Genomic DNA, 17695 nt, shown 5'->3' on the forward strand with positions numbered 1-17695 from the left:
CAGAGCCCCTGTCCGCGGCGATCCCCGATGCCTCTCACCCGAGAGGCTCGGGCGGCGGTCCGCTCAGGCGCGCTGCGCGAAGGCCGACTCGTAGAGGCACACCGAGGCGGCGGTCGCGAGGTTCATCGACTCCGCCTGGCCGTAGATCGGGACGACCACGGCGCGGTCGGCGAGGGCGAGGTGCTCGTCCTGCAGGCCGCGCGCCTCGTTGCCGAACAGCCAGGCGGTCGGCGCCGCGAGGCCGCCGGACGTGCGCTCCGCGAGGAGGTCGTCGCCCTTCACATCGGCGGCGAGGACCTGGAGCCCCGCGGCCTTCACGCGCTCGAGCACGCCGTCGAGCTCGGGCATGATCGCGACCGGCAGGTGGAAGAGCGAGCCCGTCGTGGCGCGCACGACCTTCGGGTTGTAGAGGTCCACGGAGCGGCCGGTGAGGATCACGGCGTCGGCCCCCGCGGCGTCGGCTGCGCGGATGATGGTGCCGGCGTTGCCCGGGTCGCGCACCTCCTCGAGGATCGCGACGAGGCGCGGCTCGTCGCCGAGGATCTGCTTGAGCGATGTCGGGAACTGGCGGCACACGCCGACTACGCCCTGCGGCGTGACGGTGTCCGCCATGGACGCGATCACGTCCTCCGTGACGAACTCCACCTCGATGTCCGACTCGCGGACCGCGCGCGCGAGGTCGGGGTAGCGGTCGAGGGCCGTGGGCGTCGCGAACAGCTCCAGCACGAGATCGGGGCGGAAGGCGAGGGCCTCCGAGACGGCCTGCGGCCCCTCGAGGAGGAAGAGGCCCGTGTCGGCGCGCGCGTCCCGCTTCGCGAGCTTGGCGACGCCACGGACACGCGGGGAGCGGGGGTTGTCGAGCATGGCACCAACACTAACGGCGCGCCCCCTGTCGGGGACGCGCCGTCGGTGCGTGGTGCGGAGGTGCTACGCGTTCGCCGCGACCTTGGGGGCCGAGGTGTTCGCGGGCAGGGCGGCCTTGGCCGTCTGCACGAGCGACGCGAAGGTCGCGGGCTCGTGGACCGCGAGCTCCGCGAGGATGCGGCGGTCGACCTGGACGCCGGCGAGCGAGAGGCCCTGGATGAGGCGGTTGTACGTCAGGCCGTTCGCGCGAGCGGCGGCGTTGATGCGCTGGATCCAGAGGCGGCGGAACTCGCCCTTCTTCGCACGGCGGTCGCGGTACGCGTAGACGAGGGAGTGGGTGACCTGCTCCTTGGCCTTGCGGTACAGGCGCGAGCGCTGGCCGCGGTAGCCGGCGGCGCGCTCGAGGATGACCCGACGCTTCTTGTGGGCGTTGACGGCCCTCTTGACTCTTGCCATTTCAGTGATTCCTATTCGAGTTCAGGTGTCGCGGACGACGAGGGGCCTAGCGGCCGAGGAGCTTCTTGGCGACCTTCATGTCGGCCTTGGCCAGGGGCTGGTCCTGGTTGAGTCGCGCCTTGCGCTTGGAGGACTTGACCTCGAGGTTGTGGCGCATGCCGGCCTGCTGCTTCATGATCTTGCCGCTGCCGGTGACCTTGAAACGCTTCTTGGCACCCGAGTGGGTCTTCTGCTTAGGCATTGTTCTCTTCTCTCGCTTCTCGTGCGCTCGCCTTGGTGGCGTCGCGCTTCGCGTTGGCCTCGGCCTTGGCCTCGGACTTGTTCTTGTGCGGTCCGATGACCATGACCATGTTGCGGCCGTCGATCGTGGGGGTGGACTCGACGCTGCCGAACTCGGCGACGTCCTCCGCGAACATCTTGAGCAGGCGCACGCCCTGGTCCGGACGCGACTGCTCGCGCCCGCGGAACAGGATCATGGCCTTGACCTTGTCGCCGTCCTGCAGGAAGCCCTCGGCGCGCTTGCGCTTGGTCTCGTAGTCGTGCTTGTCGATCTTCAGGCGGAAGCGCACTTCCTTGAGGATGGTGTTCGCCTGGTTGCGACGCGCTTCCTTGGCCTTCTGCGCGGCCTCGTACTTGAACTTGCCGTAGTCCATGATCTTCGCCACGGGGGGCTTGGAATTGGGCGCGACCTCGACGAGGTCGAGGTCGGCTTCCTGCGCGAGCCGGAGTGCGACGTCGATGGATACGACGCCGACCTGCTCGCCTGCTGGGCCAACGAGGCGAACCTCGGGAACTCGGATTCGATCGTTGGTACGGGGATCGCTGATGGACTGCTCCTATTCGTGTCTTCGGGTGGCCCGGCGGCTCTCGGGGAGCCGCGCGGATTCGAGACGAGGAGGGTTCTTCACCAGGGTGCGACGCATTCGTCGTACTCGGCAACACGCCCATGCCCGCATGTGCGGGGCTCCCGCCCTCTGCGACCCCCGCTGGGGAGCCGTTCGGACGGGGGAGCGAAATCGACCCGGTAACCTATGGAGGCGGTCAAGCGCGGGTGGGAGATCAATCCTCTTTCGAACCGGGACTGTGACAACCCCGGAGCCGTCGATCAGCATAGCAGACGCCGGCCTCGCCCCGGAAGGGCGGGCGCCGACGGGGTTCCGAACCCGTCCGCCGCCATCCGGCCGCCCCGAGCACGAGGACAGACATGACCGACCCGACCCCCGACCCCGCATCGACCCCGGCCGACGCGCACGTGCACCGCTTCGAGGAGCCCGACGCCGCGACCGCCGACGGCGCGACGGATCCCGCGGCGGGCGTCGCCGACGACGACACCGCGGACTTCGTCGCCGACCAGTACGCGCGCGACATCGCGGAGGTCTCCGCCGTCGAGGTCATCACGACCACGGCCGTCCACCTCATGAGCGCCGCCGCCGTGAAGTGCGGCCTCGCCGACGACCCCGCCACCCAGACCGACCTCGCGGAGGCGCGCAAGCTGATCATCTCGCTCGCGGGCCTGGTCACGGCGGCCTCGCCGGAGCTGGGCGACCAGCACGCGCGCAGCCTGCGCGACGGGCTGCGCTCCCTGCAGCTCGCCTTCCGCGAGGCGTCGCCCTACCCCGACGCCATCGGCAAGGGCCCGGGCGAGAAGTACACCGGGCCCGTCTCCTAGACGGCCCGGCGGACGCCGGGCCCTCCGGTCCGCGGGCTGCGGCTCCGGCTCCTAGGCGCCGCGGGCGGACGTGATCCTGAGGCCCATGCTGTCGACGCGGTCGGCGAGCACGGCGCTCCGGGACCACTCCCCCTGCAGGCGCGCGAGCAGTGAGTCGAGCGCGTCGCGGTCGAGGCCGTCGACGAGCTCCAGCGCGATCATCAGCTCCGGCCCCTCGAGGCGCGCCCGTGGATCACCCGGCGCCGTGGACAGCGCGACGACCGCGGGCTCCTCGGCGACGCTCGCCTCGAGCGCCCGGGCCACCTCCGGGTCCTCCGGGCTCGGGATCCACGGCAGCGACCGCGCGACGGCCCACACGGCGGGGCGGCGCAGCACGAACTCCGTGTCGGACATCGGGTCGAGCACGACGAGGTCGGTCTCCTCGCTCGCGGCGGCCAGCGCCACCCGCACGGCATCGGCGGGCACCGGACGCGCGGCGGGGTTCCACCTGCCCATCGCGGCGACGGACGTGAAGACGGGCATCACCGTGCGCCCGTCGGGGCCGGCCACCGTGATGATCGACAGCTCGGCGCTCTTGTCGGCCTTCAGGCCGTGCGCACCCTCGCCCTCCTCGCCGAGCCGGGCCACCAGCGGGATGAGCAGGCGCGCCTCGCGGAGGGCGTCGACCACGGCCGCCTGCCCGACCTCGCCGCGGCCGTGCCGGGCGAGCGCCTCGGCGAGGGCCGGAGGCGCGGATCCGTCGTCACCCGGGAACGCCGTGGGCTCGAACGACCGCCCCGCCCAGGGCGTCCCGGCCGAGTCCGCGTGCGGGGAGGATCCCGTCATCGATCCCCGGCGACGTCGAGCGCCTCGCCGAGCGTGAACGCGCCGGCATAGAGGGCCTTGCCCACGATCGCGCCCTCGAGCCCCAGCGGGACGAGCTCGCGGAGCGCGGCGATGTCGTCGAGGCTGGAGACGCCGCCGGACGCGACCACCGGGCGCTCGGTGCGCTCGAGCACGTCGCGGAGCAGCTGGATGTTCGGACCCTGCAGCGTTCCGTCCTTCGTGACGTCGGTCACGACGTAGCGCGCGCAGCCGGCGTCCTCGAGGCGCTCCAGCACCTCCCAGATGTCGCCGCCGTCCTTGGTCCAGCCGCGCGCGGACAGCGTGCGCCCGCGGACGTCGAGGCCCACGGCGACGGCCTCGCCATGCTGCGCGATGACGCTCGCCGCCCACTCGGGGTTCTCGAGCGCCGCCGTGCCGAGGTTGATGCGCGTCGCGCCGCTCTCGAGCGCGACGTCGAGCGAGCGGTCGTCGCGGATGCCGCCGGAGAGCTCGATCTGCACGCCGTCGATGGCGCGGATCACCCGTGAGATGACGGCGAGGTTGTCGCCGCGGCCGAACGCCGCGTCGAGGTCGACGAGGTGCAGCCACTCGGCGCCCTGCTCCGCCCAGTCGCGGGCGGCGTCGACGGGGTCCCCGTAGCCGGTCTCGGTGCCGGCGGCACCCTGCGTGAGGCGGACGGCCTGGCCGCCCGCCACGTCCACGGCGGGCAGGAGGGTCAGACGGGGCGTGCGGGTGAACTCGCTCATGGGGGCCTTCGATCGGTCGGACGGGCGGGGCGGACGGGGCCGTCGAGGACGGCGGGGGACGCGGACGTGCCGCGTCAGGCGGCGCGGAGGGTGCCGAGCCAGTTCGCGAGCAGCCGGATCCCGGCCTCGCCCGACTTCTCGGGGTGGAACTGCGTCGCGGAGAGCGGACCGTTCTCGACGGCCGCGACGAACGGCTCCCCGTGCGTGGCCCAGGTGACGCGCGGGGCCGGCAGCGGCGGGAGCGGGTCGATCCCCCACGTGCGCGCCGCGTAGGAGTGCACGAAGTAGAAGCGCTCCTCCTCGAGGCCGGCGAACAGGGCCGAGCCCTCGGGGACGTCGACCGTGTTCCAGCCCATGTGCGGGAGGACCTCGGACCGGATGCGGTCGACCGTGCCCGGCCACTCCCCCAGTCCGGCCACGTCGACGTCGCGCTCGACGCCGCGGTCGAACATGACCTGCATGCCGACGCAGATCCCGAGCACGGGGCGTCCGCCGGCGAGGCGGCGGTCGACCACGCGGTCGCCGCCCGCGGCACGGAGCGCGGTCATCACCGCGGAGAACGCGCCGACGCCGGGCACGAGGAGGCCGTCGGCCTCGTGCGCGCGCTTCGGGTCGCCGGTCAGCTCGACGTCGGCGCCGGCGAGCTCGAGGGCCTTGACGGCGGAGTGGACGTTGCCGCTGCCGTAGTCGAGGACGACGACCGAGGGCCGCGTCACAGCGCGCCCTTGGTGGACGGGATCCCGGACACGCGCGGGTCGAGCTCCTTGGCCTGGCGGAAGGCGCGCGCGAAGGACTTGAACTCGGCCTCGGCGATGTGGTGCGGGTCGCGGCCGCCGAGGACCGTGACGTGCACGGTGAGCCCCGCGTGGAACGTGATGGCCTCGAACACGTGGCGGACCATGGATCCGGTGAAGTGGCCACCGATGAGGTGCATCTCGAAGCCGGCGGGCTCGCCCGAGTGCACGAGGAACGGCCGGCCGGAGATGTCGACCACGGACTGCACGAGCGCCTCGTCGAGCGGCACCAGGGCGTCGCCGAACCGGGCGATGCCCGACTTGTCGCCGAGGGCCTCGCGGATGGCCTGCCCGAGGACGATGCCCACGTCCTCCACCGTGTGGTGCACGTCGATGTGCGTGTCGCCGGTGGCGGTGACCTTCAGGTCGGTCAGCGAGTGCTTCGCGAACGCGGTGAGCATGTGGTCGTAGAACGGCACCGACGTGCTGATCTCGGAGGCACCGGTGCCGTCGAGGTCGAGCTGGAGATCGATGCGGGACTCGCTGGTCTGCCGCGTGACGTGCGCGGTGCGCGCGAGGGTGCTCATGGGCTCCATGCTACCGATCGGTTCCGATGGCACGGCCTCTGCCCCCGGCCGCCACCGGGAGCCGAGGCCGTCCGCACCGCCGCGCGCTCCGCACAGCCGGGGCACGGCGCGGACGGGCTCAGCGCGCGTACTGCGCGGGGACCGCGAGCTGCTGGCCCGCGGCCACGTCCGACGTGGGGAGGCGGTTGAGGTCGACGACCGACGCGATGACGTCGCGCGGGTCGGCGCTCGGCGCGATCTCCTCGGCGAGGTCCCACAGGGACTGCCCGCTCGACACGGTGACGTACTCGAAGGTCGCGCCAGACGCGTCCTTCGACGCGACGGCGGCGCCGCCGTTCAGGGCGACGAGCCCGGCACCGAGCGCGAGGGGGGCGGCGACGAGCGCCGTGAGGACGATGCGGCCTCGGCGCGTGATGCGCAGGCGGGTGCGGGGCGCGACGGCGGCCTCCGCGACGGCGACGGCGGGTGCGTCCGTGACGGCGGTGGTGGTGTGTGCTGCTGCGGTGTTCATGGTGACCTCTCGTGCGAGACGGTGGGGCGTCGATGCGACGCGCCCGGCGATGCAGTGCGGTACGGCATGCGATGCGGGTCGGGCAGCTCGCACCCGGCTCTCGGCCGGGAGAGCCGGGTGCGAAGCTGTGTTCCGAACATACATTCGAAACCAGCCCTTCGCAAGCCCTCATCGCCTCGATCCGGCCTCCATGACCGCGACACGCTCGAACAGGTGTTTGTACGAGGTGCGTGGGCTGGATACAGTTTCGAGTGCCTGGTGTCCATTCCACCGGGCACCACCGACATCGCCCCGCGAGGGCGTCGACCCGCCGGGTCGACGAGCCGCCCGGGGCGTCGGCGACGAGAGGCGGGCCGTGGCATGACGGACGAGCGAGCGGCGGGAGGCGGCGCGACGAGGCGCCGCAAGAGCCTGAGCGACAAGCAGATCTCGATCCTGGAGTTCATCCAGCGCACCATCGCCGGCCAGGGCTACCCGCCGAGCATGCGCGAGATCGGCGACGCCGTGGGCCTCGCCTCGCTCTCCAGCGTCACCCACCAGCTCAACCAGCTCGAGCTCTCGGGCTACCTGCGCCGCGACCCGAACCGGCCGCGCGCCCTCGAGGTCCTCATCGACCTCCCCGGCTCGGGCGCCGCGGAGAGCGGTGAGCCGTCGACCCCCGTGGGCGACGCCGCGATGGTGCCCATGGTCGGCCGCATCGCCGCGGGCATCCCCATCACCGCCGAGCAGATGGTCGAGGAGGTCTTCCCCCTCCCCCGCCAGCTCGTGGGCAAGGGCGACCTCTTCATGCTCCGCGTCGTCGGCGACTCCATGATCGACGCGGCCATCTGCGACGGCGACTGGGTCGTCGTCCGCCAGCAGAAGACCGCCGAGAACGGCGACATCGTGGCGGCCATGCTCGACGACGAGGCGACCGTCAAGGTCTTCCGCCAGCGCGACGGCCACACGTGGCTCCTGCCGCGCAACAGCGCGTTCGAGCCGATCCTCGGCGACTTCGCCGAGATCGTCGGCAAGGTCGTGGCGGTCATGCGCTCCGTCTGACCCGCACGACGCACGAGAGCGGCCGGTCCCCCGGGGGATCGGCCGCTCTCGTGCGTGCGGGGCGGGTGCGGATCAGACCGCGGGCACCACCGCGTAGGCCTGGACCTGCGCCTCCTGCTCGGCCGTGACGAGGGCGCGCACGCGCGTGCCCTCCTCGACGTACGAGGTCTCGAGCACCTTGGCGCCGTCGTGCAGCATCGCGACGACCTCGCCGTGCTCGAAGGGCACGAGCAGGTCGACCTCGATGGTGGGCTGCGGGAGCAGCTCCGCGATGCGCCGACGCAGCTCCTCGACGCCCTCGCCCGTGCGGGCCGAGACGAAGACGCCCTGCGGCGCGAGGCCCCGGAGGACGACGCGGTCGTCGGCCGACGCCAGGTCGCTCTTGTTGAAGACGACGATCTCGGGGATGGCCGAGGCGTCCACCTCGGCGATGACCTCGTGCACGGTCGCGAGCTGCGCCGCGGGATCCGGGTGCGACGCGTCGACCACGTGCACGAGCACGTCGGAGTCGGCGAGCTCCTCGAGCGTGGAGCGGAACGCCTCGACCAGCTGGTGCGGCAGGTTCCGCACGAAGCCGACGGTGTCGGCGAGCGTGTAGAGCTGCCCCTGGTCGGTCTCGGTCTTGCGGACCGTGGCGTCCAGCGTCGCGAACAGCGCGTTCTCGACGAGCACGCCCGCCTTCGTCACGCGGTTGAGCAGCGAGGACTTGCCGGCGTTGGTGTACCCGACGATCGCCACGGACGGCACGGCGTTGCGGTCGCGGTTGGCGCGCTTGGTGTCGCGCGCGGGCTTCATCGCGGTGATCTGCTTGCGGAGCTTCGCCATGCGCGTGTTGATGCGGCGGCGGTCGAGCTCGATCTTGGTCTCACCGGGCCCGCGCGATCCCATGCCCGCGCCCGCGCCGCCCACCTGGCCACCGGCCTGGCGGGACATCGAGTCGCCCCATCCGCGCAGTCGCGGCAGGAGGTACTGGAGCTGCGCGAGCTCGACCTGGGCCTTGCCCTCGCGGCTCTTGGCGTGCTGGCTGAAGATGTCGAGGATCACGGCGGTGCGGTCGATGACCTTGACCTTCACTACGTCCTCGAGCGCGCGCCGCTGGCTCGGAGCCAGCTCGGTGTCCGCGATGACGGTGTCGGCGCCGACGGCGGCGACGAGCGCCCGCAGCTCCTCGGCCTTGCCGCTGCCGAAGTAGGTGCTGGGATCCGGCGTGGGACGGCGCTGCAGGAGGCCGTCGAGCACGACGGCGCCCGCGGTCTCGGCGAGGGCGGCGAGCTCGCGCATGCTGTTCTCGGCGTCGTCGACGGACCCCTGCGAGTACACGCCGATCAGCACGACGTTCTCGAGGCGCAGCTGCCGGTACTCGACCTCGGTGACGTCCTCGAGCTCGGTCGAGAGACCGGCGACACGGCGCAGCGCCTGACGGTCGGCCCGCTCGCTCTGGTCCCCGTCGGAGCTCTGCTCGGTGTCGGGATTCGCGGACAGCGCCTGCGCGCCGGATCCGCGGAAGAGGGCGTAGCCGGCGGACCGGTTCTCCGCCCGGGCGAGGACGCGCGCGACGACGTCGTCCCCGGCGGTGTTCTCGGTGGACGTCGTCGTCGTGTCCGCGGGCTCGTGGTCGTGCTCGTCGTGCGTTGTCATGTGCTCCCATCGTAGCGTCGGCGTCCGGTATCGTCCCGTGCATGGCCGACGCGCATTACTTCTCCTCGTCGCCGGCCGGTCCCCTGCGCACCCGCACGATCACGGTCGAGCTGGGCGGACGGACGGTCGACGTCGAGACCGCGGGCGGTGTCTTCAGCCCCGAGCACGTCGACCAGGGGACCCTGGTGCTGCTGCGCAACGTCCCGGAGCCCCCTCGGGAGGGGCACCTGCTGGACGTGGGCTGCGGTTGGGGTCCGGTGGCGCTCGATCTGGCGATGCGATCGCCGTCGGCCACCGTGTGGGCGGTCGACGTGAACGAGCGGGCGCTCGAGCTGACGCGGGCGAACGCCCGGTCCCTCGGTCTCGAGAACCTCAACGCGGTGCTGCCCGAGGATGTTCCCGCCGACATCGCGTTCTCGACCGTCTGGTCGAACCCGCCCATCCGCGTGGGCAAGGAGGTCCTGCACGCCATCCTCCTCGAGTGGATGCCCAGGCTCGCGCCCGAAGCGGACGCGTGGCTCGTCGTGCAGCGCAACCTCGGATCCGACTCGCTCCAGCGCTGGCTGGTCGACGCGCTGCCCGCGGGGCTCGAGACCTCGCGTGCCGCATCGGACAAGGGCTTCCGGGTGCTGCGGGTGCACCGCGGGGCGGACTCCTAGGCGCAGCCCGCGACCGCGCCCGGTAGCGGCGGCCCGGGCTCCGAGCCGTCGCCGGCGCGGCTCGCGCCGCAGCGGCGGATCAGGCCAGCGCGACCACGCCGTCGAAGACCAGCTCCGCCGGTCCCGAGAGACCCACGTGCTCGCCGTCCTCCGTGGGGAACATGCGCACTCCGAGCGCGCCGCCGGGCAGCTGCACGCGCCACTGGTGCGGCGCCGCGGCACCCGCCCAGTGCCGCGTCGCGAGGGCCGCGGCCGCCGCCCCCGTGCCGCAGCTGAGCGTCTCGCCGCTGCCGCGCTCGTGCACGCGCATGGTGATGTGGCCGACGCCGTCGACGACCAGCGGGTCGGCCGGCACGACGAGCTCGACGTTGGCGCCCTCCGCGGGCTCGGGATCCAGCTGCGGGACGAACGCGAGGTCCGCCTCGGCGAGCTCGTCCTCGCTCGACAGCGCGACCACCACGTGCGGGTTGCCGACGTCGATGCCGAGTCCCGGGCGCGCGACCTGGAGGTCCTTGGCGCGCACGAGGGGCTCGCCGCCCGTGAGGGCCCAGCGTCCGAGGTCGACCTGGAAGCCGGATCCGCTGCGCTGGACGTCGCGGACGCCCGCGCGGGTGCCGATGGGGACCGTGCGCCCCGGCGGGAGCTCGATGAGCCCGTTCTCGATGAGGAAGAGCGTGAAGACCCGGATGCCGTTGCCGCACATCTCGGCGGGGCTGCCGTCGATGTTGCGGTAGTCCATGAACCACTCGGCGTCGGGGTCCTCATCGAGGGCGGCGCGGCCCTCCGGGATGCGGCTGGAGAGCACCGCGCGGATCGTGCCGTCGGCGCCGATCCCGAAGTGGCGGTCGCAGAGCGCCTGCACCTGGGTGTCGGTCAGGTCGATCTCGCCCGCGGGATCCGCGAACAGCACGAAGTCGTTGCCCGTGCCCTGGCCCTTGGTGAACTGCAGGTCTGCCATCCCGCCAGCCTACGGGCGCGTCGCCTCGAGGGCGTCGAGCGCGCGGTCGAGGAGGCGGTCGTCGCGCGCGTCGAGCCGGACGGCGTCGGCGTCGGCGTAGCGGCCGAACCAGGACACCTGGCGACGCGCGTACCGCCGGGTGAGCGCGCGCGTCTCCTCCACGGCCTCCTGCTCGCTCAGCTCTCCCGCGATCTGCCGGGCCGCCTGCGCGTAGCCGATAGCGCGCGACGCGGTGACGCCGTCGGCGAGCCCGGTCGGCAGCAGACCCGCGACCTCCTCCACGAGGCCGTCCGCCCACATGCCGCTGACGCGGGCGTCGAGACGCGGCACGAGCTCCTCGCGCGGGAGCGTGAGCGCCAGGATCCGCGCCGGGTGCCAGGCGCGAGGTTCGGCGGTCGCCCGCTCGGGCTGGGGCCCCGTGATCTCGACCACCTCGAGGGCGCGGACGAGCCGCCGCCCGTTCTGCGCGCCGATGCGCTCCGCCGCCGCCGGGTCGAGCTCGCGGAGGCGCCGATGCAGCATGCCCGGCCCGGTCTCCTGGAGCTCCCGCTCGAGGCGCTGCCGGATCTCGGGATCGGTGCCCGGGAAGTCGTAGTCGAAGAGGACGGACGAGACGTAGAGCCCGGATCCGCCGACGAGGATCGGGACGGCGCCGCGGTCGAGGACGTCGGCGATCACGGCGCGCGCCTCCTCCTGGTAGGCGGCGACCGTCGCCTCCGCCGTGACGTCGAGCACGTCGAGCATGTGGTGCGGGATCCCCCGCCGCTCGGCGACGGGCAGCTTGGCCGTGCCGATGTCCATGCCGCGGTACAGCTGCATGGCGTCGGCGTTGACGACCTCGGCCGCGTGCCCCTCGGCACGGAGCCGGTCGGCGATGTCGAGGGACAACCCGGACTTGCCGGTGCCGGTCGCGCCGACGACCGCGATGATCGTCGTCACGCGCGGTGGCGGGGATGCGCGGACACGTCCTCGGGCGCCGGCACCCGGAGCGACGGGAGGCCGAGCGACACCCGGGGCGCCCCACCGGACGCGTGCGCGCCGGCCGCAGGCGCGGGGACGCCGCAGGAGTCGGCCTGGGCGCGCTCCCAGGCGTCGCCGGCACGCGTGCGGCGGATCCGCAGCGGCGCCTGGTCGACGGAGTCGGCGATGAGGTGGAACGGCGCGGCGCGCGTGATCTCCACCTGCACGGCGTCTCCCGGACGCGGCTCCGCGCTGCCCGCGGGCACATCGAGGTGGACGAGCCGCCCGTCCTGCGCCCGGCCGGTGACGCGGCGGGTGTCGCCGTCCTTGCGCCCCTCGTGGGCGCTCACCAGCACCTCGACCGTGCGGCCGACGACGCGCTGGTTCTCCTCGTGGCTGATGCGCTCCTGCAGCGCCGTCAGGCGGGCGTAGCGCTCCTTGACGACATGCGCGGGGACCTGCTCGTCCATGGTCGCGGCGGGCGTGCCGGGCCGGATCGAGTACTGGAACGTGAACGCGGACGAGAAGCGCGCGGCCTCCACGACGCGCAGCGTCTCTTGGAAGTCCTCCTCGGTCTCGCCGGGGAAGCCGACGATGATGTCCGTCGTGATGGCCGCGTGGGGGATGCGGGTCCGCACCCGGTCGAGGATCCCGAGGAACCGCTCGGACCGGTACGACCGGCGCATGGCCTTGAGGATCCGGTCGGAGCCCGACTGCAGCGGCATGTGCAGCTGCGGCATCACGGCCGGGGTCTCCGCCATGGCGTCGATCACGTCGTCGGTGAACGCGGCCGGGTGGGGGCTCGTGAAGCGGATCCGCTCGAGGCCCTCGATGGCGCCCGCCGCGCGCAGGAGCTTGCCGAAGGCCTGCCGGTCGCCGAACTCGACGCCGTAGGAGTTCACGTTCTGGCCGAGCAGGGTGACCTCGACGGCGCCGTCGTCGACGAGCGCCTGGATCTCGGCGAGGATGTCACCCGGACGGCGGTCCTTCTCCTTGCCGCGGAGCGCCGGCACGATGCAGAAGGTGCAGGTGTTGTTGCACCCCACGGAGATGGACACCCAGCCGCTCGCGATCTCGTCGCGCTTCGTGGGCAACGTGGACGGGAAGGTCTCGAGGCTCTCGAGGATCTCCAGCTGGGCCTCGCCGTTGTGGCGCGCCCGCTCGAGGAGCGTCGGCAGCGCGCCCATGTTGTGGGTGCCGAAGACGACGTCGACCCAGGGGGCCTTCTCGAGGACGGTGGCCCGGTCCTTCTGCGCGAGGCACCCGCCGACGGCGATCTGCATGCCCTCGTGCCGGCGCTTGACCCCGGCGAGGTGCCCCAGGTTGCCGTAGAGCTTGTTGTCGGCGTTCTCGCGCACGGCGCAGGTGTTGATCACGACGATGTCGGCCTCGGCGCCCTCGGCGGACACGTAGCCCGCCGCCTCGAGCGAGCCCGTGAGGCGCTCGGAGTCGTGGACGTTCATCTGACAGCCGTAGGTGCGGACCTCGTACGTCCGCGGCCGGTCGGCAGTGGGCGGGACGGCGACACGGACGTGCTCGGCGACGGTGCTCATGATGAGTCGATCCTACGTGCGGGCGAGCGGGCGCTCCCCCGGCGGACGCGTCATCGGAAGCGCACGCGCGACGACCCGCGGCGGGTCGCGAGCGCGGCCTTGGCGGCATCCCGCACGACCGCGCCGCCGTACCCGCGGCGCATCAGGAACGAGGTGAGGCGACGCTCCGCCGTCTCGTCGTCGTAGGAGGAGAGCTGGCCCACCCGCTTCATGGCCACCTCCGTGGCGCGCGCGAGCTCGTCGTCCGGCTGCTCTGCCATGGCCTCCTCGATGACCAGCGGATCCAGCTTGCGTCGCCGCATCTCCATCTCGACGGACCGACGGCCGAGGCCCTTGCGGTCGAGGTGCGTGTGCAGGATCTGCTCCGCGAGCGCGGCCTCGTCGATGTACTGCAGCGAGACGTAGCGGGCGAGCGTCTCCTCGGCGATGTCCGAGTCGATCTCGGCGCCCTCGAGCACCTCCCGCGCCTCCGCGAGCGAGAGCCCGCGGCCGCGCAGGCGGTTGGCCAGCACGTTGTCGGCTCGCCGCCGCTGGCGCTCCGGCGTGCGCTCCGCGGCGCGCTCCTCCTCGGCCTCCGCCTCGCGGCGCTCGTCCTCGACGCGGTCCTCCTCCAACCGGATCATGTCCTGCCGGTACGCCTCGTCCTGCTCGGCCTTCGCGCGGGCGCGCTCGGCGCGCTCCTGCTCGGCGCGCCAGGCGGCCGGGGTCTCGTCGACCTCGGGCTGCTCGGGCGGAGATGCGGAGCCCGCGCCCTCGAGCCCCGGACCTCCGGACGGACCCGCGGACCCGCGCGCCGCCTGCGCCTCGGCCTCCGCCAGCACGCGTCGCGCCTCGGCGATGCGCTCCTGTGCCGCCAGCGCCCGGCCGGCCTCGGAGGCGTCGACCGCCGCGCCGATGGTGACGATGCCGTCGACCTCGGTCACCGTGCGGCCGCGTGCAGGGTGCGTGGGCTCCACACGCGGAGCCGACGGTTCCTCGGCGGGCGCCGTCGGCTCGATGGGTGGGCGGGCGGCGGCGCGACGGGAGCGCCGATCGGCGAGCGACGCGACGGGCGCCACCTCGTCCGGGCCGGGACCCGTGCCCTGCTCGTCCTCGGAGGGGAATCTGACCATGGTGCTTCCGTCCTCAGGTGGCCGACGGCGGATCCTGCGGTGCGCGGATCACGGGGTCGGGCCGGTGTCGTGCAGAGGGCGGGGCGCGTCGAGCGACGCGCCCCGCCGGTGGAGCGCCGGCTCAGGCGCTCTTGCGTGCGGACGCCTTGGGCGCCGTGGCGGCGACGGGCGCCGGAGCAGCGTCGGCGGCCGTGGCGGCCGCATCCGCGTTCGGGTCCTTCACGAGGCCGAGCTTGACCTTGATCTTCTGCTCGATCTCGGCCGCGATCTCCGGGTTGTTCAGGAGGTGCTTGCGCGAGTTCTCCTTGCCCTGGCCGAGCTGGTCGCCGTCGTAGGTGTACCAGGCGCCCGACTTGCGGACGATCTCGTGCTCGACGCCGAAGTCGATGAGGCTGCCCTCGCGGGAGATTCCCGTGCCGTAGAGGATGTCGAACTCGGCCTGCTTGAAGGGCGGCGCCATCTTGTTCTTGACGACCTTGACGCGCGTGCGGTTGCCGACCGCGTCGGTGCCGTCCTTCAGGGTCTCGATGCGGCGGATGTCGAGGCGCACCGACGCGTAGAACTTCAGCGCCTTGCCGCCCGCGGTGGTCTCCGGGCTGCCGAAGAACACGCCGATCTTCTCGCGCAGCTGGTTGATGAAGATCATGGTGGTCTGCGTCTGGTTGAGCCCGCCGGTGAGCTTGCGGAGCGCCTGGGACATGAGGCGCGCCTGGAGTCCCACGTGGGAATCGCCCATCTCGCCCTCGATCTCGGCGCGCGGCACGAGCGCCGCGACGGAGTCGATGACGACGAGGTCGATGGACCCGGAGCGCACGAGCATGTCGGCGATCTCGAGGGCCTGCTCACCCGTGTCGGGCTGGGAGACGAGCAGCGCGTCGATGTCGACGCCGAGCTTCTTCGCGTACTCGGGGTCGAGCGCGTGCTCCGCGTCGATGAAGGCCGCGATGCCGCCGGCGCGCTGCGCGTTGGCGATGGCGTGCAGCGTGAGCGTGGTCTTGCCGGAGGACTCCGGGCCGTAGATCTCGACGATGCGGCCGCGCGGGAGCCCGCCGATGCCGAGGGCCACGTCCAACGCGACGGAGCCGGTGGGGATGACGGCGACGGGCGCGCGCTCGTCGCTGCCCAGGCGCATGACCGAGCCCTTGCCGAACTGACGGTCGATCTGGGCGAGCGCGGTCTCTAGGGACTTCTCGCGGTCTGCGGATGATGCCATGGGGTGCTCCTCGTGTCGAAGGTGGGTTGCCTGCAGGCTGTCGCTCCGCTCCCGCTGGCCGCGGGGTCCGGTGCCGACAAGGCGACGGGTGATCTCCGCGAGGTGCACGTTATGCGGCGCCGCCGACATCGCTGCCGGAGAGGCCGGACCTGTGCAGTCCGCGCTTCGAATCGCTCCTGTGGGGAGACTACGCGCGTTCGAAGGGATATTCGAACGGCGCGCCGCGTGTCGGGAGCGGATCCGGCCATCGGAGGAGGCGGCGAGCGGCTAGATGCGAGGCTCGGGCACGCCGGCGCCGTTCCAGCGCGAGCGCGGCACGTCCTGCGCGCGGCAGAGGGCCAGCCAGACCTCACGAGCGGGCGTCCCGTCCTTCAGCGCCTGCGCGCACGTGCGTCCGCCGAGCTCGCCGAGCACGAGGTCCGCGACGAGCACCGGCCCGTAGCCGGCGCCGAACTCGTCGGCCACGGCCCGCTGGAACTCGCTCAGTCGCATGCCCTCACGCTACCCGTCGATGCCTGGACGACGACGCCCCGCCCGTCACGAGGACGGGCGGGGCGGGAGGTCGTGGGTGCGGGGTCAGCGCGCGACGAGGTCGCTGTCGAATCCGGCGACGAGGTCGTCGGGGATCGTGTCGGGGATGGGGTTGAGGCCCTCGATGACCGCGAGGCGGTCGCCGACCTCACGCATGATGACCGAGATGGGCGTGTCGAGCGCCTCGGCGACGGAGGCGAGGATCTCGCTCGACGCCTCCTTCTGGCCCCGCTCGACCTCGCTGAGGTAGCCGAGCGCGACGCTGGCCTTGCTGGCGACCTGCCGGAGCGTGCGCCCCTTCTGCAGGCGGAAGTCCCGAAGGACGTCGCCGATCTCCTGACGGACTAGAACCACGGGACCCTCCTCGTTGCGCCTGGTGCCTGATCGAACCGGAGGTCCGGGGCTGATGGGTGAGCATCCGGCCGAGGACTCAGGCTAAGCAGGGGCACTGGGCGTTGCTTGTGAACGTGATTACGACAACGCGGGATGCGCATCAGATGTTCCCGGCCGTCTCGAGCGCGTCGACGAGGGACAGGAGCGCCTCGTGGACGACCCCCGCGCGGACCGCCTGGCGGTCCCCGTCGAGGTGCAGGGCGACGGCGCGCGAGTCGCCGTCGATGGACAGTCCGACGAACGCCGTGCCGGGTCGCTGGCCGTCCTGGGGGTCCGGGCCCGCGGCGCCGGTGGTGGAGACGCCGACATCGGCGGGGCGCCCGTCGATCGCGCAGGCCTGGCGCACGCCGCGCGCCATCTGCCGCGCGACGTCGGGGTGGACGGCGCCGTGGACCGCGAGGATCGAGGACTCGACGTCGAGGAGGGTGCGCTTGAGGGCAGTGTCGTAGGAGACGATCCCGCCGGACAGCGCGCGCGATGCCCCCGGGACGCCCACGAGCGCCGCCGTGAGCAGACCTCCGGTGAGGGACTCCGCGACCGCGAGGCGGCGACCGCTCGTGACGAGGGCCGCGATGACGCGCTCGGCGAGCTGCTCGTCGGTCGGGTCGTCCGCGGCGCTCACGATGCGCGCTCCGCCTTGAGCGCCTGCCGCATGTAGTCGAGGCCGGAGAGCACCGTGAGGACGAACGCGATCGACATGAGCACCGTGTTCACGACGTGCATGCCGTCGCCCACGACGTCCCACAGCGGCAGCAGCGCGACGCTGATCGCGACCGCCTGCGCGATCGTCTTGAGCTTGCCCCCGCGGGACGCCGCGACGACGCGGTCGCGGAGGACGGCGAACCGGTAGGCGGTGATGCCGAGCTCGCGCACGAGGATCACGATGGTGACCCACCAGGGCAGCTCGCCGAGCACGGACAGCATCACGAGTGCCGCGCCCGTGAGCACCTTGTCGGCGATGGGGTCGAGGAGCTTGCCCAGGTCGGTGACGAGGTCGCGGCTGCGGGCGATGTGCCCGTCGACGCCGTCGGTCGCGATGGCGACGATGAAGAGCGCCGCCGCCGCGTAGCGGAGCGGGCCGTCGGCGCCGTCGTCGGCGGCGAGCAGGACGACGAAGACGGGAGCCAGCAGGATCCGGACGATGGTGAGGACGTTGGCGACGTTCCAGGGGCTCGCCGGGGAGTCGCCCGCGCGCCAGACGCGCGGTGCCCCCGCGGCGTCCGATGGGATGCGATCGGCCATCGG

The 17695-nt window shown here is 72.7% G+C and carries 22 protein-coding genes; 3 read left to right on the forward strand and 19 right to left on the reverse strand.

What is annotated here, in order from left to right; genetic code table 11:
* Positions 1-63: 63 nt before the first annotated feature.
* The 4 genes from ACMT9T_RS12800 to infC all read right to left on the reverse strand — a co-directional run bounded on the left by ACMT9T_RS12800 (position 64) and on the right by infC (position 2147).
* Positions 64-864, reverse strand: a complete 801-nt coding sequence (locus tag ACMT9T_RS12800; protein WP_414745908.1) for a TrmH family RNA methyltransferase — start codon at positions 862-864, stop codon at positions 64-66.
* A gap of 63 nt (positions 865-927) precedes the next feature.
* The gene (gene rplT, locus ACMT9T_RS12805; protein WP_012038696.1) at positions 928-1320 is read right to left on the reverse strand and encodes a 50S ribosomal protein L20; all 393 of its coding nucleotides are present in this window, start codon (positions 1318-1320) and stop codon (positions 928-930) included.
* A 46-nt stretch (positions 1321-1366) separates the two neighbouring features.
* Positions 1367-1561, reverse strand: a complete 195-nt coding sequence (gene rpmI, locus ACMT9T_RS12810; RefSeq protein ID WP_012298616.1) for a 50S ribosomal protein L35 — start codon at positions 1559-1561, stop codon at positions 1367-1369.
* Positions 1554-2147, reverse strand: coding sequence for a translation initiation factor IF-3 (infC, locus tag ACMT9T_RS12815; protein ID WP_015490649.1), 594 nt, complete (start codon positions 2145-2147; stop codon positions 1554-1556). The genes rpmI and infC overlap by 8 nt, the downstream gene beginning before the upstream one ends.
* Positions 2148-2524: 377 nt before the next feature.
* On the opposite strand from infC, the gene ACMT9T_RS12820 reads away from it, so the two are divergent.
* Positions 2525-2989 (forward strand): DUF1844 domain-containing protein, encoded by a 465-nt coding sequence (locus ACMT9T_RS12820; protein WP_414745909.1) that lies wholly within the window; start codon positions 2525-2527, stop codon positions 2987-2989.
* A 51-nt stretch (positions 2990-3040) separates the two neighbouring features.
* Here ACMT9T_RS12820 and ACMT9T_RS12825 read toward each other — a convergent pair whose 3' ends face one another.
* The 5 genes from ACMT9T_RS12825 to ACMT9T_RS12845 all read right to left on the reverse strand — a co-directional run bounded on the left by ACMT9T_RS12825 (position 3041) and on the right by ACMT9T_RS12845 (position 6392).
* Positions 3041-3814 carry an SseB family protein gene (locus ACMT9T_RS12825; protein ID WP_414745910.1) on the reverse strand — a complete coding sequence of 258 codons (774 nt, stop codon included), beginning with the start codon at positions 3812-3814 and terminating at the stop codon, positions 3041-3043.
* A complete protein-coding gene (gene priA / locus ACMT9T_RS12830) occupies positions 3811-4560 on the reverse strand; it encodes a bifunctional 1-(5-phosphoribosyl)-5-((5-phosphoribosylamino)methylideneamino)imidazole-4-carboxamide isomerase/phosphoribosylanthranilate isomerase PriA (protein WP_414745911.1) in 750 nt (249 codons plus the stop codon). Before priA ends, ACMT9T_RS12825 begins: the two co-directional genes overlap by 4 nt.
* Before the next feature lie 74 nt (positions 4561-4634).
* Positions 4635-5276 (reverse strand): imidazole glycerol phosphate synthase subunit HisH, encoded by a 642-nt coding sequence (hisH, locus tag ACMT9T_RS12835; protein ID WP_414745912.1) that lies wholly within the window; start codon positions 5274-5276, stop codon positions 4635-4637.
* Complete coding sequence (gene hisB, locus ACMT9T_RS12840) at positions 5273-5881, reverse strand: imidazoleglycerol-phosphate dehydratase HisB (protein ID WP_053775761.1); 609 nt, start codon at positions 5879-5881, stop codon at positions 5273-5275. Before hisB ends, hisH begins: the two co-directional genes overlap by 4 nt.
* A 118-nt stretch (positions 5882-5999) precedes the next feature.
* Positions 6000-6392 (reverse strand): hypothetical protein, encoded by a 393-nt coding sequence (locus tag ACMT9T_RS12845; RefSeq protein WP_414745913.1) that lies wholly within the window; start codon positions 6390-6392, stop codon positions 6000-6002.
* Between the two features lie 360 nt (positions 6393-6752).
* Between ACMT9T_RS12845 and lexA the strand changes: the two genes are divergently transcribed.
* Positions 6753-7433, forward strand: coding sequence for a transcriptional repressor LexA (gene lexA / locus ACMT9T_RS12850; RefSeq protein ID WP_414745914.1), 681 nt, complete (start codon positions 6753-6755; stop codon positions 7431-7433).
* Positions 7434-7505: 72 nt separating this feature from the next.
* Here the strand turns inward: lexA and hflX are convergent, their stop codons facing one another.
* Positions 7506-9071, reverse strand: coding sequence for a GTPase HflX (gene hflX, locus ACMT9T_RS12855; RefSeq protein ID WP_414745915.1), 1566 nt, complete (start codon positions 9069-9071; stop codon positions 7506-7508).
* A 41-nt stretch (positions 9072-9112) separates the two neighbouring features.
* Between hflX and ACMT9T_RS12860 the strand changes: the two genes are divergently transcribed.
* Positions 9113-9730 (forward strand): class I SAM-dependent methyltransferase, encoded by a 618-nt coding sequence (locus ACMT9T_RS12860; RefSeq protein ID WP_414745916.1) that lies wholly within the window; start codon positions 9113-9115, stop codon positions 9728-9730.
* Positions 9731-9809: 79 nt separating this feature from the next.
* On the opposite strand, the gene dapF is transcribed toward ACMT9T_RS12860, so the two are convergent.
* The 9 genes from dapF to pgsA form a co-directional block, all read right to left on the reverse strand.
* Complete coding sequence (gene dapF / locus ACMT9T_RS12865; RefSeq protein WP_414745917.1) at positions 9810-10688, reverse strand: diaminopimelate epimerase; 879 nt, start codon at positions 10686-10688, stop codon at positions 9810-9812.
* Between the two features lie 9 nt (positions 10689-10697).
* Positions 10698-11627 (reverse strand): tRNA (adenosine(37)-N6)-dimethylallyltransferase MiaA, encoded by a 930-nt coding sequence (miaA, locus tag ACMT9T_RS12870; protein WP_414745918.1) that lies wholly within the window; start codon positions 11625-11627, stop codon positions 10698-10700.
* Positions 11624-13201: a tRNA (N6-isopentenyl adenosine(37)-C2)-methylthiotransferase MiaB gene (gene miaB, locus ACMT9T_RS12875; RefSeq protein WP_414745919.1), complete on the reverse strand. Its 1578-nt coding sequence runs from the start codon at positions 13199-13201 to the stop codon at positions 11624-11626. The genes miaA and miaB overlap by 4 nt, the downstream gene beginning before the upstream one ends.
* A gap of 50 nt (positions 13202-13251) precedes the next feature.
* Complete coding sequence (locus tag ACMT9T_RS12880) at positions 13252-14313, reverse strand: RecX family transcriptional regulator (protein ID WP_414745920.1); 1062 nt, start codon at positions 14311-14313, stop codon at positions 13252-13254.
* Positions 14314-14434: 121 nt separating this feature from the next.
* Positions 14435-15526 carry a recombinase RecA gene (recA, locus tag ACMT9T_RS12885; RefSeq protein ID WP_414745921.1) on the reverse strand — a complete coding sequence of 364 codons (1092 nt, stop codon included), beginning with the start codon at positions 15524-15526 and terminating at the stop codon, positions 14435-14437.
* Positions 15527-15793: 267 nt separating this feature from the next.
* Positions 15794-16018 carry a DUF3046 domain-containing protein gene (locus tag ACMT9T_RS12890; RefSeq protein ID WP_116056175.1) on the reverse strand — a complete coding sequence of 75 codons (225 nt, stop codon included), beginning with the start codon at positions 16016-16018 and terminating at the stop codon, positions 15794-15796.
* Between the two features lie 84 nt (positions 16019-16102).
* Positions 16103-16411 (reverse strand): helix-turn-helix domain-containing protein, encoded by a 309-nt coding sequence (locus ACMT9T_RS12895; protein ID WP_043671362.1) that lies wholly within the window; start codon positions 16409-16411, stop codon positions 16103-16105.
* A gap of 139 nt (positions 16412-16550) precedes the next feature.
* Positions 16551-17072 carry a CinA family protein gene (locus ACMT9T_RS12900; protein WP_414745922.1) on the reverse strand — a complete coding sequence of 174 codons (522 nt, stop codon included), beginning with the start codon at positions 17070-17072 and terminating at the stop codon, positions 16551-16553.
* On the reverse strand, positions 17069-17692 hold the full coding sequence (pgsA, locus tag ACMT9T_RS12905; RefSeq protein ID WP_414745923.1) for a CDP-diacylglycerol--glycerol-3-phosphate 3-phosphatidyltransferase: 624 nt from the start codon (positions 17690-17692) through the stop codon (positions 17069-17071). The genes ACMT9T_RS12900 and pgsA overlap by 4 nt, the downstream gene beginning before the upstream one ends.
* Between the last annotated feature and the right edge of the window lie 3 nt (positions 17693-17695).

Origin of the sequence: Clavibacter vidaverae, assembly GCF_047529985.1 — a bacterium.
GTDB lineage: Bacteria > Actinomycetota > Actinomycetes > Actinomycetales > Microbacteriaceae > Clavibacter > Clavibacter nebraskensis_A.

Coding starts and splice junctions, on each gene's coding strand:
- ACMT9T_RS12800 (WP_414745908.1), bottom strand. CDS start 864: ATGCTCGACAACCCCCGCTCCCCGCGTGTCCGTGGCGTCGCCAAGCTC.
- rplT (WP_012038696.1), bottom strand. CDS start 1,320: ATGGCAAGAGTCAAGAGGGCCGTCAACGCCCACAAGAAGCGTCGGGTC.
- rpmI (WP_012298616.1), bottom strand. CDS start 1,561: ATGCCTAAGCAGAAGACCCACTCGGGTGCCAAGAAGCGTTTCAAGGTC.
- ACMT9T_RS12820 (WP_414745909.1), top strand. CDS start 2,525: ATGACCGACCCGACCCCCGACCCCGCATCGACCCCGGCCGACGCGCAC.
- ACMT9T_RS12825 (WP_414745910.1), bottom strand. CDS start 3,814: ATGACGGGATCCTCCCCGCACGCGGACTCGGCCGGGACGCCCTGGGCG.
- priA (WP_414745911.1), bottom strand. CDS start 4,560: ATGAGCGAGTTCACCCGCACGCCCCGTCTGACCCTCCTGCCCGCCGTG.
- hisB (WP_053775761.1), bottom strand. CDS start 5,881: ATGAGCACCCTCGCGCGCACCGCGCACGTCACGCGGCAGACCAGCGAG.
- ACMT9T_RS12845 (WP_414745913.1), bottom strand. CDS start 6,392: ATGAACACCGCAGCAGCACACACCACCACCGCCGTCACGGACGCACCC.
- lexA (WP_414745914.1), top strand. CDS start 6,753: ATGACGGACGAGCGAGCGGCGGGAGGCGGCGCGACGAGGCGCCGCAAG.
- hflX (WP_414745915.1), bottom strand. CDS start 9,071: ATGACAACGCACGACGAGCACGACCACGAGCCCGCGGACACGACGACG.
- ACMT9T_RS12860 (WP_414745916.1), top strand. CDS start 9,113: ATGGCCGACGCGCATTACTTCTCCTCGTCGCCGGCCGGTCCCCTGCGC.
- dapF (WP_414745917.1), bottom strand. CDS start 10,688: ATGGCAGACCTGCAGTTCACCAAGGGCCAGGGCACGGGCAACGACTTC.
- miaB (WP_414745919.1), bottom strand. CDS start 13,201: ATGAGCACCGTCGCCGAGCACGTCCGTGTCGCCGTCCCGCCCACTGCC.
- ACMT9T_RS12880 (WP_414745920.1), bottom strand. CDS start 14,313: ATGGTCAGATTCCCCTCCGAGGACGAGCAGGGCACGGGTCCCGGCCCG.
- recA (WP_414745921.1), bottom strand. CDS start 15,526: ATGGCATCATCCGCAGACCGCGAGAAGTCCCTAGAGACCGCGCTCGCC.
- ACMT9T_RS12890 (WP_116056175.1), bottom strand. CDS start 16,018: ATGCGACTGAGCGAGTTCCAGCGGGCCGTGGCCGACGAGTTCGGCGCC.
- pgsA (WP_414745923.1), bottom strand. CDS start 17,692: ATGGCCGATCGCATCCCATCGGACGCCGCGGGGGCACCGCGCGTCTGG.